General features: G+C 64.1%; 12 protein-coding genes. 5 read left to right on the forward strand and 7 right to left on the reverse strand.

What is annotated here, in order from left to right:
* The first annotated feature begins 240 nt into the window (after window positions 1-240).
* Genes IRI77_RS09345 through IRI77_RS09360 form a run of 4 tightly spaced genes read left to right on the forward strand, consistent with a single transcriptional unit; the run spans window position 241 to window position 4,745 of the window.
* Window positions 241-681, forward strand: a complete 441-nt coding sequence (locus IRI77_RS09345) for a (2Fe-2S)-binding protein (protein WP_194451802.1) — start codon at window positions 241-243, stop codon at window positions 679-681.
* A 16-nt stretch (window positions 682-697) separates the two neighbouring features.
* Entirely contained in the window at window positions 698-2,974 is a 2,277-nt protein-coding gene (locus tag IRI77_RS09350) for a xanthine dehydrogenase family protein molybdopterin-binding subunit (RefSeq protein ID WP_194451803.1), read from the forward strand.
* A gap of 5 nt (window positions 2,975-2,979) precedes the next feature.
* On the forward strand, window positions 2,980-4,149 hold the full coding sequence (locus IRI77_RS09355) for an XdhC family protein (RefSeq protein WP_194451804.1): 1,170 nt from the start codon (window positions 2,980-2,982) through the stop codon (window positions 4,147-4,149).
* Complete coding sequence (locus tag IRI77_RS09360; RefSeq protein WP_194451805.1) at window positions 4,149-4,745, forward strand: nucleotidyltransferase family protein; 597 nt, start codon at window positions 4,149-4,151, stop codon at window positions 4,743-4,745. Before IRI77_RS09355 ends, IRI77_RS09360 begins: the two co-directional genes overlap by 1 nt.
* Before the next feature lie 42 nt (window positions 4,746-4,787).
* Here IRI77_RS09360 and IRI77_RS09365 read toward each other — a convergent pair whose 3' ends face one another.
* Entirely contained in the window at window positions 4,788-5,654 is an 867-nt protein-coding gene (locus IRI77_RS09365; RefSeq protein WP_407674112.1) for an amidohydrolase family protein, read from the reverse strand.
* On the opposite strand from IRI77_RS09365, the gene IRI77_RS09370 reads away from it, so the two are divergent.
* Window positions 5,653-6,912, forward strand: coding sequence for an MFS transporter (locus tag IRI77_RS09370; RefSeq protein ID WP_194451807.1), 1,260 nt, complete (start codon window positions 5,653-5,655; stop codon window positions 6,910-6,912). The genes IRI77_RS09365 and IRI77_RS09370 overlap by 2 nt on opposite strands.
* On the opposite strand, the gene IRI77_RS09375 is transcribed toward IRI77_RS09370, so the two are convergent.
* Genes IRI77_RS09375 through IRI77_RS09400 form a run of 6 tightly spaced genes read right to left on the reverse strand, consistent with a single transcriptional unit; the run spans window position 6,893 to window position 15,862 of the window.
* Window positions 6,893-9,076: a hypothetical protein gene (locus tag IRI77_RS09375; RefSeq protein WP_194451808.1), complete on the reverse strand. Its 2,184-nt coding sequence runs from the start codon at window positions 9,074-9,076 to the stop codon at window positions 6,893-6,895. The two genes, IRI77_RS09370 and IRI77_RS09375, sit on opposite strands and share 20 nt — an antisense overlap.
* Window positions 9,073-10,065, reverse strand: a complete 993-nt coding sequence (locus IRI77_RS09380) for an L-rhamnose/proton symporter RhaT (protein ID WP_194451809.1) — start codon at window positions 10,063-10,065, stop codon at window positions 9,073-9,075. The genes IRI77_RS09375 and IRI77_RS09380 overlap by 4 nt, the downstream gene beginning before the upstream one ends.
* The gene (locus IRI77_RS09385) at window positions 10,062-11,180 is read right to left on the reverse strand and encodes an aminotransferase class V-fold PLP-dependent enzyme (protein ID WP_194451810.1); all 1,119 of its coding nucleotides are present in this window, start codon (window positions 11,178-11,180) and stop codon (window positions 10,062-10,064) included. Before IRI77_RS09385 ends, IRI77_RS09380 begins: the two co-directional genes overlap by 4 nt.
* 1 nt (window position 11,181) lies before the next feature.
* Window positions 11,182-12,318, reverse strand: a complete 1,137-nt coding sequence (locus tag IRI77_RS09390) for a M20 family metallopeptidase (RefSeq protein WP_194451811.1) — start codon at window positions 12,316-12,318, stop codon at window positions 11,182-11,184.
* On the reverse strand, window positions 12,318-13,331 hold the full coding sequence (locus IRI77_RS09395; protein WP_194451812.1) for a Gfo/Idh/MocA family protein: 1,014 nt from the start codon (window positions 13,329-13,331) through the stop codon (window positions 12,318-12,320). Before IRI77_RS09395 ends, IRI77_RS09390 begins: the two co-directional genes overlap by 1 nt.
* Window positions 13,328-15,862: a hypothetical protein gene (locus tag IRI77_RS09400; protein WP_194451813.1), complete on the reverse strand. Its 2,535-nt coding sequence runs from the start codon at window positions 15,860-15,862 to the stop codon at window positions 13,328-13,330. The genes IRI77_RS09395 and IRI77_RS09400 overlap by 4 nt, the downstream gene beginning before the upstream one ends.
* Window positions 15,863-15,865 lie beyond the last annotated feature (3 nt).

Here is a 15,865-nt window from a genome sequence, read left to right on the forward strand (position 1 = left end):
TCCACACTTACCGGTAAGAATTTACCTAGCCGGTAACAGTTGCGCCTCAAGGGATGTGTAGGACGCACAACACTCCTTTAGGATCAAAGCCCGATTGTTTGGTAGAGAAAGTGCTTGTAAACTGCGGCTACCTGGCCAAGGCGCGAGTCTGGGGATTGACGCGCCGGGGATACCCTCTGGATCAACAGATAAGACAAAAAGAGCTGATGCGGGATCCCGGCCAGTGCCAAGGAGAGGATCATGACGACGCTTACTATCAATGTGAATGGTGTCAATCGAACCGTCAGTGTCAGCGACCCGAGCATGCCGCTGCTCTGGGTGCTCCGCGACCTGATTGGATTGACGGGCACAAAATACGGCTGTGGGATTGAGGTTTGCGGTGCTTGCACCGTCCTCATCGACGGCCAACCTGAACACTCCTGTGTGTTCGATTCATCCTCCGCCGTCGGGAAAAAGGTGGTCACCATTGAGGGCCTATCGAGTGACACCAGTCATCCGGCCCAAAAGGCATGGATCGACCATCAGGTTCCGCAGTGCGGCTACTGCCAATCGGGCATGATCATGTCCTGCGCGGGCGCGATGGCGGCCGGTCATCGCGGTTCGGAGATCCAGGGGGAACTGCAGAACCTCTGCGTCTGCGGAACATACCAGCGCATCAAGGAAGCCGTTTCGACTCTCTAGAGGAGAATCCCCTGTCATGGCAACAACCACACCCGAAGTCCGGCCCGCATCCAAGTCCAAAGAGCAGGTCGGCCGCAGAGGATTCCTGGCTAGCGCCGCCGGCGGCTTGACCCTCGCCTTCTTTATCCCCGAAGTCTCGCGATTGAGCGACATCGAGGCCGCCCCGCTGCCTGGCCAGGTGAATGCCTGGCTGCAAGTGGGCACGGATGGCAGCATCACCCTCACCATCGGATCCTCTGAAATGGGGCAAGGCTCGATGTCCGGCCTCGCCCAAGTCCTGGCCGAAGAACTGGTAGTTGACTACGCCAAGGTCAAAGTCGTCCAGGGCGGACCTTCCCTGGTGAACCCCGTACCCGTAGGCGCCGCGATCAACACGGTTGGCAGCAGTGTGATTCGAACCAACTTCTGGAAGATGCGGGACGCCGCGGCTTCAGCGCGGGAGACATTGGTCCAGGCCGCCATGAATGCGAAGAGCGACCAGACCCGCTCCAACTTCAGTGTCACCAGCGGTGCGGTCAAGCACGTTCCGTCCGGCGCGCTGTTCACGTATGCCCAATTGGCTGCGGCTGCCGCGCTGCTGCCGCCGGCGGCGAACGCGCCGTTGATTCCGGACAGCCAGTTCAAACTGATCGGCAAGACGGTCCCAAGGGTCGATATTCCCTCCAAGGTCAACGGCTCCGCAAGGTACGGCCTGGATGTGAGAGTGGACGGAATGGTGTATGCCGTCATCAAGCACTGTCCGACGTTCGGCGGGACTCTCGCCAGCACTCCGTCCGTGCCCTCCGGCATGCTCGCGGTGGTACCCACTAAAGTTATAGCCGGCACCGGCCGGGGGACGGAAGTGACGGACAGTGTGAATGCCGTAGCGGTAGTCGGGCCGAATACCTGGGATACCTGGCAGGCGGCCAAGCGCCTGAAGGTCACCTGGAGCCTGCCTTCCTCAGCCGCCAACCTGAACAACGCCAAGTTCCTGAGTGACGGGCAGGCCCTTCTGACCACGGCCACGCCGTTCGTGGCGGGCGGAGCAAACCCGCCCGGTACGCTTTACACCGTGGAAGGCGCTGCCAGCAGTGCCGCGGCAGCGAATGCGTCGGCGGCGAAAATCGTGGACGCCACGTATACGCTGCCGTACGTGTCGCACGCCTGCATGGAAGTCCTCAACTGCACGGTGAACTACGTCGCTGGCGTGAGTTGTGAAGTCTGGGCGCCCACACAGTCGGCCAAAGCGGTGTTGTCCCTGGTGATGACGATGACCGGATTGCCCGCAACGGCGGTCACCGTTCACACGATGTACCTGGGGGGCGGCCTGGGCCGGAAGGCGGAGGTCGACTTCGTCAGCCAGGCTGTGCAGGTGGCCATGCATGTGAACAAGCCGGTGAAGCTGATGTGGCCGCGAGAGGAAGACTTCACGCGCGACCAATACAGGCCCATGGGTGTGATTCACGGCCGGGCGGGCCTGGACAGTGCAGGGAACATCCTGGGGTGGTCCTATCGCAACGTGTCGCCGTCGATTCTCGGCCAGCGCGGCATCCCACTCGGCGCGAGCGGAGACAGCCAGGGCATCGAAGGCGCCGTCAACCTCCCCTACAATATCGGAGCCCGTGTCACGGAATGGGTATCGCACCCCTCGCCGATCCCTGTGGGCTTCTGGCGCTCAGTAGGCGCCTCGTTGAACACCTTCGCCGTGGAATGCCTGATCGATGAACTGGCAACCGCCGCAGGCCAGGATCCGTATCAGTTCCGGCGGTCGAAGTTGACGGATCCACGTTGGATCGCTGTGCTCGACGCGGCCGCGGCCCTGGGCAATTGGACCTCGGCACCACCCGCGGGCCGGGCACGCGGAATCGCCATCGGGGCGGCGTTCAACAGCATTGTCGCGGAAGTGGTGGAGATCTCAAACGTGACCACCACGGGTCTGCGGGTCAACCGTGTCTCGTGCGCGATTGACTGCTACATTCCCGTCAACCCCGGCTCCATCCAGGCGCAGTTGCAGGGTGGCATCGTGCACGGCTTGAACGCGGCTCTCTACGGGCAACAGACGTTTGTGAGCGGAGTGGCCCAGGCGAAGAACTTCAACAAGAGCCGTATGATCCGGCTGGGCGAGATGCCTCAGATCGGCATCACGATCATCCCTGGGCCGGCGGCATCAGACCGGACGGTCAATATCGGCGGAGCCGGCGAACTAGGCGTGCCCACCTTCGCTCCGGCGCTGGCCAACGCCTACTTCAAACTGACCGGGAAGCGGGTCCGCTCGCTGCCGCTATTCCCAGGCGCCACCATGGGTGGCCTGTAACCGCCATGGACGAGATCGGCGCGATCCTTGCGGCCCGGCGCGAGTTGGGCAATCGTGATCAGGGCGCTGTTCTCGCGACAGTTGTGCACGTTCGGGGCTCCGCTTACCGGCGCCCCGGCGCGCGCATGTTGATTCTTCCCGACGGCCGTCGCATCGGCGCGATCAGCGGCGGCTGCCTGGAAGGAGATGTCGCGAAGAAGGCATGGTGGTTCACCGCGGATGGGCGTCCTTCTGTCCGCGTGTATGACACGTCGTCAGACGAGGACGCCGTTTGGGAGTTCGGCCTGGGCTGCAATGGCGAGATCCAGGTGCTGCTGGAACGGCTGAGTACGCCCGCGGTACAGGAATCCCTTGAGTTCATGGAAACCTGCCGCCAGTCCACTGGGGGCGTCACGGCAGTCGTGATTCGCAGTCAGCCATTGTCTGGGTTTTCCGTAGGCGACCGGTTGCACTGGTCCCCGGATGGGGGCATTCGCGGCGGAGTCCCGCAGCGATGGCCGGATCTGGCGGCCCATGTGGATGAAACTGTTCGTGAGCGCAGAAGCCGGCTGGTGGGGCTGGCCGGTTGCGAGGTCTTTGTCGAGTGGATTGCCCCGCCCCAGAGACTGGTGATCTTCGGCGCCGGCCACGATGCGATTCCGGTGGCCTCGTTGGCGAAACAGCTCGGCTGGGCGGTGACGGTCGTGGATGGACGCCCCGCCTATGCGACGCCGGCGCGATTCCCGCTGGCCGACCGGGTTGTCGTCATGCGACCGGAGAATCCCCTGTCCGGTGTAGCGATCGGCAAGGAGACCGCGGTCGTGATGATGACCCACAACTACATCCAGGACGGCAGGCTGCTTCGCGAGATCCTGGCCGCACGGCCCCGATATCTCGGAATGCTGGGCCCTGCCAATCGGGCAGACCGGCTGCTCCACGAACTCGGCATCAGCCGGGAGTCAGTCGACGTGCATGCACCGATCGGGCTCGACATCGGAGCAACGACACCGGAAGGAATCGCGTTGTCCATCATCAGTGAGATTCAGGCGGAACTGGCCGGCCGGCCCGGCATGAAGTTGCGCCATCGCCGCAGCTCGATCCACGCCCCTGCTATCGAGGCAGGCACGGCGCAAGGTCTTCCATTGCCCGATGCGGAGCGTCCGGTCTGCGAGATCGGGCAGTTGGAGCAGGCCTGATGGCTAATGTGGCCGCCATCCTGCTGGCCGCCGGGAACGCCTCCCGGATGGGCGCCCCGAAGCAACTGTTGGACTATGGCGGCCGGCCCTTGCTGCGTCATGCCGCCGAGACGGCCCTGGCGTCTGGATGCAGCAAAGTGATCGTCGTTCTCGGCGCCAAGGCAGGAGCGGTGGCTCCCGCCCTGGATGGGCTGCCTGTCGTGACAGTCGTCAATCCCAGGTGGGATGAGGGCATGGGCACATCGATTCAGGCAGGCCTGCGCGCAGCAGCGGCGGCGAGCGCGGAGGCGGTGATCCTCATGCTGGCCGACCAGCCGCTGATTTCAGCGGGATTCCTCGATCGACTCATAGGAATCCATACGGACGCAGGCCAGGCCATCGTCGCGGCCCGTTATGCGGGCACTGCCGGAGTACCCGCGCTCTTCGCCCGCCAGTACTTTGACGACCTGGAGGCACTGCGTCCCGCGCAGGGATGCAAGGCGGTAATCCAGGCAAATGAGGGGAACGCCTGCCTGGTGGATTGCCCCGAGGCCGAGTTCGACGTTGACACGCCGGACGACTACCAGCGGCTCCAGACTCTGGCAGGAGCGAAATGAAGCGCCTGTGCAAACCGGACCGTTAGGACGGCCGGGCAGATCTCAGAAGAACAATGCCTCGGCCGTCTTCCCCAGCATCCAGGACTTGTCGTCACTGCTCAGGAACGGCAAGCCCTCTTGCAGCAGAGCGAGCGAGTCCGCGTAGGTGTGGCCGTCCTGGATTTGAAAGGGGCAGTCGCTGCCCCACATCAGGCGTCGCGGCCCGAAGGCGTCGAAGACCCTTCGAATGAATGGCAGGAGATCACCATAGGGCGGCTGCCGTTGACCCAGTGCGTAGAAGGCCGATACCTTCACATGGACCTTGTCATGCTTCGCGAGCGCGCAGAGCTGCTGCACGTCGCTCTCCCGGATCTGTCCATCCACTCCGATCCGCCCCAGATGATCGATGACAACCGGCGTCTCGGGATACTGCCGGCACATCTGGTCCAGTGCGGCGAGGGCATCCGGGTTCACCAGCGCGCAGACCGCCAACTGGTCCTCGGCGGCGCACTTCCACATAGACTGCATGCCCGGAGCAGCCAGCCACGCTTCGGGTGAGGACTCGGCGTGGATGCGGAAGCCGCGTACGCCATGCCTGGCGAGTTCCTGCATGGCTGCGGCAACGTCAACGGAGCTACAGTCCACCACCCCGATTCCTGCGAAGCTGCCCGCATGGGTCCGCAGGCAGTCGAGCATGTACGAGTTGTCAAATCCGTAGAAGCTCATCTGGACGAGTACGGCGCGCGCAACCCCGTTTGGAAGGGAGTGGCGGAAATAGTCTTCAGGCGGGAAGTGAAGCGGAGAGAACTCAGAACCGGGCCAAACACGTGGGTATCGATCACAATCATCGGTCCACACGTGAACATGCGAGTCGATCATATTGCTTCTTGGGGGAAGAGCCCTTAGTATACCCAGGTACCCCTCGCTCATGCCCCCTTCCCCATTCCAATCCGCGAACGGCATTCTTGTCCTCCTCATCGTCTCTATTGCGATCAATTATGTCGATCGAGGCGCGCTTTCAGTGGCCGCGCCTTTGGTCTCCAGCGAGCTGAAGCTGACCACCTCCCAGATGGGCCTGCTGTTCTCGGCCTTCTTCTGGAGCTACGCCAGTTGCCAGGTGGTTGGTGGCTGGCTGGTCGATCGCTATCCGGTCCGCTGGGTGTACGCCGGCGGATTTCTCGTCTGGTCGCTGGCCACTGCGGCCGTTGGCCTGGTGGGCAGCCTGCCCGCCCTGCTGGCGACGCGCTTCCTGCTCGGAGCCGGTGAGAGCGTCGCCTATCCGGCTTGCTCCAAGTTCCTGGCTCGTGAATTCCCAGAAGCGCGCCGCGGCTTCGCCAATGCCGCCATTGACGCGGGTACAAAGATTGGGCCCGCGCTCAGCATTCTGATTGGCGGGCTGGTGGTGGGCCGGTTCGGATGGCGTTCCCTCTTCGTGATGGTGGGCCTGGGCAGCCTGTTGTGGCTGATTCCCTGGTTCGCATTGACCGGCCGCGATAGCGGGATCCAACCAGACACCACTGCGCCTGGCCCCGGATGGCTGCAAATGCTGCGGAAGCGCCAGATGTGGGGCACATCGCTGGGTATGTTCTCGCTCGGCTACGCCTGGTACTTCCTCCTCTCCTGGCTGCCCAGCTACCTGGTGCGGGAGCGGGGCCTCTCCACATCCGACATGTCCTTCCTCGGCTCCATCCCGTTCTGGGGCATGGCCATCGCCGCGCTGTTGGGCGGCTGGAGCTCCGACTCCTGGATCCGCGCGGGCGGCAACCCAAGCCGTGTGCGCCGGCTTTACATCGGAGGTGGCCTGTTGCTTTGCGGAGCGGCCTTGTTGCCGGCAGCCCTGGTCCACAACTCCACCGTCAGCGTTGCGCTGGTCACGCTCGCCTGTCTCTGCCTTGGCCTGTTCACCTCCAATGTCTGGGCCGCCACGCAGACTCTCGCCGGACCCGAGGCGGCCGGCAAATGGACCGCCATCCAGAACACCATTGGCAACCTGGGCGGCGTGGTCTCGCCGTTGGTCACAGGCTGGATCGTCGATGCCACGGGGTCGTTCCTGATCGCATTCGCTGTTGCATCCGGGATCCTGTTTGCCGGCGCCGCGCTTTATCTGGCCATGGTGACATCGGTACAGCCGGTGGCCTGGCGGGAAGCACCTCTGAGCGGGAGAGCCGCTACCGCAAGCCGGCCTTAAGCAATGGCGAAGACTTGAGGACGGCCCTGCACCACAGGATCTTCTCTCGTACGTCCTGGGGCAGGTAGAAATACTGCAACGACGCTTCGAAGCCCACCCGGGGGTCTGCCTCGCAGATAGGCAGGAACTGTTCCGCAATCCGCAGTTCGTCCTCGATCAGGGTCCGGAGACGCGCCAGGGCTCCAGCCTTCGCACGGATGTTGTGAATCTCCACCTGATTCGCAATGCTCTCGAAGTACAACTGCCCAGCCTGGTGGATTCGTTGATCAGCTTGCGCTCGTGGGCCGCCATGGCGCGCCACAGGCTCGAACGCACGGACGCCAGCGCTCCACGCCGCGGCCATGCCGCGGAATGCCTGGCTGACGGCTTCCGGACCATAGGGCTGGGTCCAACCCAGGTCGTCGAAGCTGTTCAGGATCTTCGGCCGCTGGCCGGACGGCTCCAACCAGAGCGGATGCGCCGGCCCCTGCTGCACCACACTTGAATAAACCAGGCTGTTCGAATAGGGGTACTCGGCGAACGCACGGGAGAAGATCGCCCAGGCTTTGCGGGCGCCGTCCACGCCGGACTGCCCGTAGCGCTGCGTGGCTGCCCGCGTGAGGGCGTCCTCCACACTGGGCACGTTCTCCCCAAAGAATTCACGAGCCACCAGCCAGTTGGCACTCGGCCATGTGCCCAGGGTCCAGGAGAGCATCGCGCCCTGGACGCCGCTGCTCCGCAGGGCCGCGCACTTAGCGGCAATGAGGTCAGGCACGGGAATGAACGGCAGGAGTCCGAGCTCCCAACTGTTCCCGATTTGAACCTTGGCCATCGCGCCCATTCCGCGTTGCTTCGCCTGTGCGATGTGGCGTTCCGCCCGTGGAGACGGGCCAGGAATGGAGAGCGAGTACTCGTCGATCAGCGTTTTGCGGCCCATCCGTGTGGCTGGCGTACCACGCTCGAAATCAACCTGGAGGGTCACGTCTTTGGGCAGTGCCGCAATGGTAGCGCTTTGTGGATCGTCCTCCACAACGCCCCAGCTCCAATCCCAGGCAAGGATTCGAACCTGCGGCGCGGAGCTCCGCGCGCCCTTCCGGATCTCGTCCACCACCTCGCCGATCACGCTGGACGCGGGGCGGCGGGCACAACGCGGGCAGGCGGTCTTGCGACGGAGGGAATAACAGTTGGTCGTGTTCTCCGAGGCTGTGATGAGAATCAGGCCGGCCAGGCGAGGCGCCTTCTCCATCAACTGCTGTACCGCCTCGCGCAACCAACTGCGCACCGGTTCCGTACTCGTGCACAAGGAGGTGAGCCCATCTCCGGGCCGCCCCAGGTCTCCGCGCAGTTCCGGATGCGTGTCGAAGAAGGAGGTCGGCATCGCTCGCGGCTCGTTGAGGTAGAGATAGACTCCCAGCCCGTGCGCGGCGCTGCGTTCGATTAACCCGTTCAGCCGCTGCAGCCGAACGGTCGCCTGCTCGCCATAACCGGGCAACAGCGAATGCACGGTCAATTCCCGCAGCAACCCGTGCAGCCAGATCCCATTCAGCCCCTGCTGCTTCATCGATTCGAGCACGGAGTCCGGATAGTAGCCCTGGAAATCCGGGTCGCCCAGGACATCTCCGTAGACGGCGGAGTAAGGAAATCCGATACGCGGATCGAAGGCCGCACTGGCCGGTTGCGCCGGACTACCGGGCATGTCGCGCTGCAGGCTTGGGGCGAAATCGAAACGAGCGGTCGGCTCGGCGGCTCCGCGGATCCCGTAGTCCAGGCCTGTGCGTTTGTCGTGCTCGACGGCGATTCGCCGCACCGCCGGCTTCGGCCCCAGATGCCCGTTGTAGAACGCATCCTCCGCGAGAAGCGCCGTGACCTCCACTTCTGACATGTTCGCCAGGACGGTCAACTGCTCCATGGGGACGAAGGTCCAGTTGCGCCGCAGGATCTGGAATCGCTGCCGCCGCGCATAGCGGAGGTCCGGTTCCCGGCGCGCCAACTGCATTTCCTTGGCGAGTGCGGCGACCGTCGCGACTGGGCACGACAAAGCTCTGGCGATCCGCTGGGAGGGTACGAGGTCCCAATTCCTCCAGACCAACTGGTGAGCGAGCGAGGCAAACTGCGGCAAAGGCCGGTCCGGCGTTTGCGCCAGCAGGGAGGCAGGCAGCAGGCCGACGAACTCACGCCGTCTCATGCCGCCATCCTGTTCGACAGCCCGAGGCCCAGAATCGCCAGGCACAGCAGTCCAACCCCGATCCACAAGCGCCGCAACGCAGAGGCCGGCGCTCCCTTCCACTCGCCGGTTGCGATCCCAAGGACGTTGGCTGTCATCACCATCGAACCCATGAGGACGGACCAGCCGAAGGATGGCCCCATGCTGCCCAACTGCCGGGTTCCTGCCCCGTAGAAAACAAAACCCAGCATCCACAACACGCCCATGGAGATTCCGAGCAGCACGTTCCGGGCGGCGCCCGTCGTGGTGAACAACGCCGCGCTCCGCTCCCGGAAAAGCTTGACGCCGGTGTAGCCGGCATTGCACAGGAAGAGGGAGATCGTCAGCAGCGACCACACAACATTCGGTGCGAAATCGGGCAAGACACCCGAGGCCACCGCGAGATCAATGATGGGCTTCCCAAGCACCAACCCGATATTGCCGCAGGAGGAGAGAAGCCCGGAAAGGATGCACAGCATCACCCCCCACGCATACTTCGGCTTGCCTTCCACGGACTCGCGCCAACTGCCCGCCAGCGAGCAGACGGCTACGCCGCCCAGCATGACAGCCAGCGAAATCAGTGTCAGCACCAGCACATCGGACCGTGGTGGAGATTCATTCAGGATCAACAGTGGCACCAGGGTCCCGCTGGTCGCCGCTACCCCGAGAATGACGGCAAAGCCGATGGATAAGCCCAGCGCATCGACGCCGAGCCCGAAGGTCAGTGCACCCAGCCCCCACAAGAGCCCCATGGCCATGACAAGACTGATTCGTGACTGCCCGGCCGCCTGATAGACCTGCCACACGTTGGGTGCGGTCATGGCCACAAACAGCCACGGGCAGACGAGGTAGGCGGTGCACGCAAAGACGAGCCACCCGTTCTCCCACTTCCAGCCACGCATCAGCTTCATGGGCGCCATGAAGCCGCCCTGGCAGAGCCCTGCTGCGAGCACGAGCAGCCAGCCGGTCATCGCGCCAACACTTTCTGAAGGGCCTCCACCAGCAGTTGAAGGTCGGATTCATCGCTGTAGTAGTGAACGGACGCTCGCACGCGCCCGTCCCCGCCCCAGACCACGACGCCGTGTTCGCCCAACTGCCGCATAATCTGTTCACCCTCCGGATGCTCGAATGAGACGATGCCCGATGTGTAATCATCGCCCTCCGGCGTCAGCAGCGGCAGGCCCAGGGCCGCAAGGCGCTCGCGCAAATGGCGCGTAAGTAAGTCCGCCCGCTTCCGTTCAACAGCAAGATCCAGGCTGAGCAGCCATTTCAGTGACGCGGTGATGGCGTAAAGCGCTGCGAAGTTGGGCATGCCGGCAACGAGGCAAGCCGCGCCAGACTTCAGATCGTACGTCCCTGTCCGCACCGCAGCCATGGCATTGTCCACTGAATACCAGCCGACACCCGCCAGGGCGAACCGCTCACGAAGCAGGGGGGACATGTAAGTCACGGCCGCGCCGTGCAAGCCCAGCAGCCATTTGAAGGTGCTGGCCATCAGGAAATCGACGCCGGCCAGCGGAACAGGGCAGCGCCCCAGCGCCTGTGTCGCGTCGACGCACAACACTCCGCCCACCGCGTGGACAGCGTCTCCCAACGCTTCTGTATGGGGAAACCACGCGCCGGTCTTATAGCTCACCTGGCTGACGGTCACCAGCCGGGTCCGCCTGTCAATGGCGGCGGTAAAGTCCTCAAGCTGCAACGCGCCGCCGTGTGAGGCCACCACTTGTACATCGACGCCGCGCTCCCGCAGCGCGAGCCACGGCAAAAGGTTGGAGGGGAACTCGAGGTCCGTCGTCACCACGCGGTCGCCCGCCTGCCACGGCAGTGACGCAGCCAGGATATTCAATGCATCCGAAGCGGTGGGGAGGAAGACGGTGTCCGTCACCGGAGCGCCCAACAGATCCGCCGCCAATGCCCGCGCCTCCGTCTCAATTCCGAAATGCCTGAGCCGGCCAGGGGTCCCTCTTCCCTTCTCCCGCAGATACTCTGCGACGGCTTCCGTCACGCCGGGTGCCGGCAAGCCCTCCGCCGCGGTATCGAGATACCCGCCTATCACGGCACGTGGAAACAGTTCACGGCAGCTCATATCAGAATCCGCGGATGATTTCCTTGTAGACTTTCACGGCCTGTACCACCTGATCCATGGCAACATACTCGGCCGCCGTGTGTGCCTGATCGATGGAGCCAGGACCCATGACAATACTCGGGATGCCCGCGCGCGTGAACTTGCTCGCGTCACTCCCAAAAGGCACACCGGCAGGCTCGGCAGGCAGGCCCAGCCGCTCCAGCGCCTGTTGGGCGGTCCGCACGATATGGCTGTCCGGCGAAGTCTCCATGGGCCAATCCTCCAGCAGAGTCGTGTGCGTGATCTGCATGTCAGGGAACTGCGTGCGCAGGGTCTCCGACAGTTTTTCATACTGGCGCTGGATCGCCGGCGGCTCTTCGCCGGGCACCAGGCGGCGGTCGATCTCGACCTGGCACTGCTCCGGAACGATATTGACCTGCGCTCCGCCGCGGATGAGGCCCACGTTGAGGGTCGGCTCACCAACCAGGGGATGCTTCACCATCCGCAGAGACGCGTCCCCTTCTTCCATCACCACGATCAGGCGAGCCATGCGAGAGATGGCGTTGATACCCAGGTGCGGTGTGGAGCTATGCGCGGCGCGGCCGCCGATCGCTACCCGCCAACGCAGGCAACCCTTGCTCGCCACCACCAGGCGCAATTCCGTCGGCTCCGCGACGATGGCCGCTTCCGCCGTGAAGTGCTCGCACAGGTAAGCTGCGCCCCGGTATGTTGCCTCCTCGTCCATCGTTGCCGCCAGGACGACATCAACGGAAGGAACATAACCTTCCGCGTGCAGTTCCACCAGCGCGTGCATCATGGCCGCCAGGCCACCCTTGGTGTCGCATGCGCCGCGGCCATAGACGAGGCCCTGCAGAATGGATGGCTCAAAGGGAGGCGACACCATGTTCTCCACCCCGGCCGTGTCGACATGCGCCTCCAGCATCAGCCGGCGCGAACGATCGCGGCCTGGAAGCGTTGCCAGCAGATTCGGACGCTCAGGGAAGACCTCCACCAGTTCCGCCTGAATGCCGGCGGCGGCGAAGAAATCATGAATCCAGGCCTGAATGCGGCCCTCGGGTTGGCCCGAGGCGTATGCCGGATTCACGCTGTTGATGCGGATCAACTCCTGGAGAGTAGTAATGACGGATTGTGGTCTCATTACCGGACGGGGCTCCAGCTCTGCAGTTCAACATCACGGCCCGATCGTGCGGATTCCACCAGCGCCAGGGCCGTGCGCATGGTGTTCGTCGCTTCCTGCAGCGTGATGGCCGAGATCGCCTGCCCGCTTGCGAGGCAGCGGTAGAAGTACAGCAGTTCGTTCAGCAGCGCACCATGCGCGGCGCCATACATCCGGGTCTCATAGCCCGCATCGGGCGCTGAGTACCCCTGCTCCGACCAGACGCTCAGTCCGGCAGGCTGCATCGACAACGACATGCTGCCCAACTCGCCTGTGATCTGGAGTCCATCGTCCAGACCTACACCCGCGGCGTCCGGCAAGAGCCAGTTGGTCTCCACCCGGCCAATCGCACCGCTGGCGAACTCAAGGATGCCCATCACCCAGTCGGGATTCAGGGTGGAATGAATCTTGCGTTCGAAGCCACGCACGCGCACCACAGGCGACCGGTCGAGGCTCAGCAGAATGTCGATGTCGTGGACACAATTGCAGAGCGCGGGATGCGTACGCTCGTACATATGGAAGCCACCCCGCATGCGGCCGCGTTTGGCGCTCATGGCGACAATCCGGCCGATCCGCCCGGCCGCGGTTTCCTCCCGCAGCACGGCGTAACGGGGGTCGAAGCGCAGCAGGTGGCCGACCATCAGCGCACGGCCCGACGATTGCGCCGCCTCGGTCATGGCCGCGCAGTCTTCCAACGAAGTGGCGAACGGCTTTTCGACCAGCACGTCTTTACCCGCCTGCAAGGCGGCAATGACAGGCCCTCGGTGGCAATGCTCCGGAGTCGCGACATGGACCACGTCCACGCCGGCCGCCAGCAACTCCTCAAGGCTCCGCGCCACCATCGGAATCTGGTACTTCGCTGCCAGCGACGACGCGCGCGCAACGTCCAGGTCGAACACCGCAGCCACGGCCACACCTGGCACCGCCTGCAGGGCGGAGAGATGGCTCTCCCCGAAAAGGCCGCAGCCCACCAGCCCCGTTCGAAATTCCTTCATGCCTTCTCCTTCGTGGAACCGATCGGAGCGCCTCCACGCAATTCAGCCATCACCTGCTCGCAGTTCAGCACCTTCTCCAGCAGGTCGATCGGCGTGTAGTAGTAGTGATTCGAGGCTTCGTAGCCGATCAATGACTCCTCGCGCACCACCGCGTACTGCTGTAGCGCCAGCACCCGCTCGCGCTCGGCGATGGCGATCAACCGCGCCCGGATCTGCTTCTCGCGCTCCGCCGCCGCACCCGGCGCCTCGTCGCGCAGAAGGTAGAACTCCAACTGATTCGCCGTACTCTCAAAGTGCGTGTGGCAGGTGCGCGCAATTGCGAGCTCCAGGGCCGCCTCTTTGCCGGCCAGCCGGATCTTCTCCAAAATCGCCACACCATCGCCCCAGTGCTTCGCCAACTTTGCCATCAGGTCCCGCACTGTCTCAGCAGGATAGGCGCCCTTCCACGACTTGTAGGCGTCATAGGGAAACAGGATCATGCCCGGCGCCAGCCCTGTCGGCTGCAGGCGCAGCGGGTTGGCCGGCCCATGCTGCACGGGCAGTACATAGATCGCTACCCCATACGGAAACGACTGGAACGCCTCACTGAATACCGTCCACGCGCTGACCGCTTCCTTGGCCCCCTCCACGCCGTACAACCGCGTCGCCTCGTGCATCAGGATCTGGTCGCGCGACGGCCTCGGCTCAAACGCGTACGCCGACGACGCGCGGAGATTCGACGACGGGTATCCGCCGCAGGTCCACGACGCCATCACGCCGGTGATGCCTTCCTGGGCCAGGTTCTCGCAGTGGTCCAGCACCAGCGGCAGCACCGGAATGTACGGGACCGCCGAAATCTCCCATGTGTTGTTGAACTGCGTTTTGGCGATCGCACCCAGCCCGCGTTCCTTGGCGAGCTTCCAGTTCCGGCTCGCCCGCGGGCCCGGCCCCACCACCGACATCGAGTACTCGCCGACCTCTGTCTTCACGCCGCCGCGGAACACCGGTTGCGACCACTCGCTGATGCTGATGACACTGGTGTCCTTCGGCAGTTTTGGGATCAGGCTCTTCGCCATGGGCGTGCCCCAACCCCAGTCATAGGACATGATCTCGGCGGTCCTGCTGTGCTCGCGCACCCCGTCACGCAGGGTCTGGATGAACTCGGCGATCGTGTCGGCGCCAGTCCTCTGCGAACAACGCGGGCAGCCCGTCGCCTTCGGATCGCGGTCGCCCCATGCGCCGCCATGCGAGAAGCAGTTCGTGTGATTCTCCGACATCGTGATCGTCAGGATTCCACCGAGTCCCGGAGCCTTCTGGAACACGTGGCCGATGCTCTCGCGCAGCCAGTCGCGCACCTCCTGGGTTGAGGTGCACATCGCAAAGACATTCTTGTCCTGCGTACCCTTCAGGCCCGGATGCTTCGCGAAGAACTCAGCGGGCATCGCGCGTGGCTCGTTCAGGTAAAGGTAGATGTTCAGGCCGTAGCGCCCGGCCCGCTCCACCAGAGCGTTCAGATTCCGGATCCGCGTCTCCCAGCCCTTGCCGAACTCGGGAAAGCGGTGGGCCGGAGCCAGCGTGTTCAAGACACCCTGGATCCAGACGCCATCGGCGCCGCCGTCCGCCGCACGGTCCAGGTACCCATCCGGCAGGCCCGCCGCATCGCCTTCCATCAGCGGATCACCGTAAAGCGCAAAATACGAATACAGGAACCGTGGCGCCCAGATCTCCTTCGTCGAGGTCTTGCCCGCCGGCCACTGCTGCTGGCTTCGCAATGCGTACAATCCACGGATGGCGGCGCGTTCCGTCACCGCTGTGATACGCGCTCCCTCAGCGGTGGGCTCCACGGTGAAGCTGCCGGCGCTGCCGGCTTCGGTCAGCACAACCTCAATGCGCTTCCCACGCCCGCCCGCCTGGCCGAAACGCCGCGCCGCCGCAGCCAGCGCGGATCGCCCCTGCGGCACTTGCACCTGCCAGCCGGGCCCCGCCTCCAGCGCCGACAACTGTTCGACGAAGGCGAAGCGCGGCTGCCCCAGGCTCTTCACCCCGCCGGGCAGTGCCCGGCTGAGACTCGAGTGGATCGCCGCGGCCTTCGTCCGCTCCTGCGCACTCGGGGCCGTGTACCTCAGTTCCTCGCATGCCGGCTTGGCCAGGCCCAGCTTATGCTCGAGAAAATCGTCTTCCTTCAACGTGAACTCAAAGCGTTCCGCATCCCAGCCCAGCAACTGGATGATCTGCGCCTCCGGCAACACATGCCAGTTCTGCTTGATCACCGTGATGTAGATCCGCCGCTGCGTATCCGCACTGACCGGCCGCTTCGCCGGCAAACCCATCTCCGAACCGAGCTGGGCCAGATCCGATGGCTGCGCTTTCACCACCTGCGCCATCCGGTCCAGGTTCACCAGGTCCCAGTTCCGCCAGACGAACTGATACAGGCGATTTGGGAAATGCGGTTCCGGCACCGCGCGGACCGGAGGCAACGCCGCGTGAGCGTTGCCTCCCCAGGGCCACAACAGTGCCGGTGGAACTGCTTTGAGGAATGTCCGCCGTTCCATGCT

The sequence above is a fragment of the Paludibaculum fermentans genome (assembly GCF_015277775.1).
Taxonomy (GTDB): domain Bacteria; phylum Acidobacteriota; class Terriglobia; order Bryobacterales; family Bryobacteraceae; genus Paludibaculum; species Paludibaculum fermentans.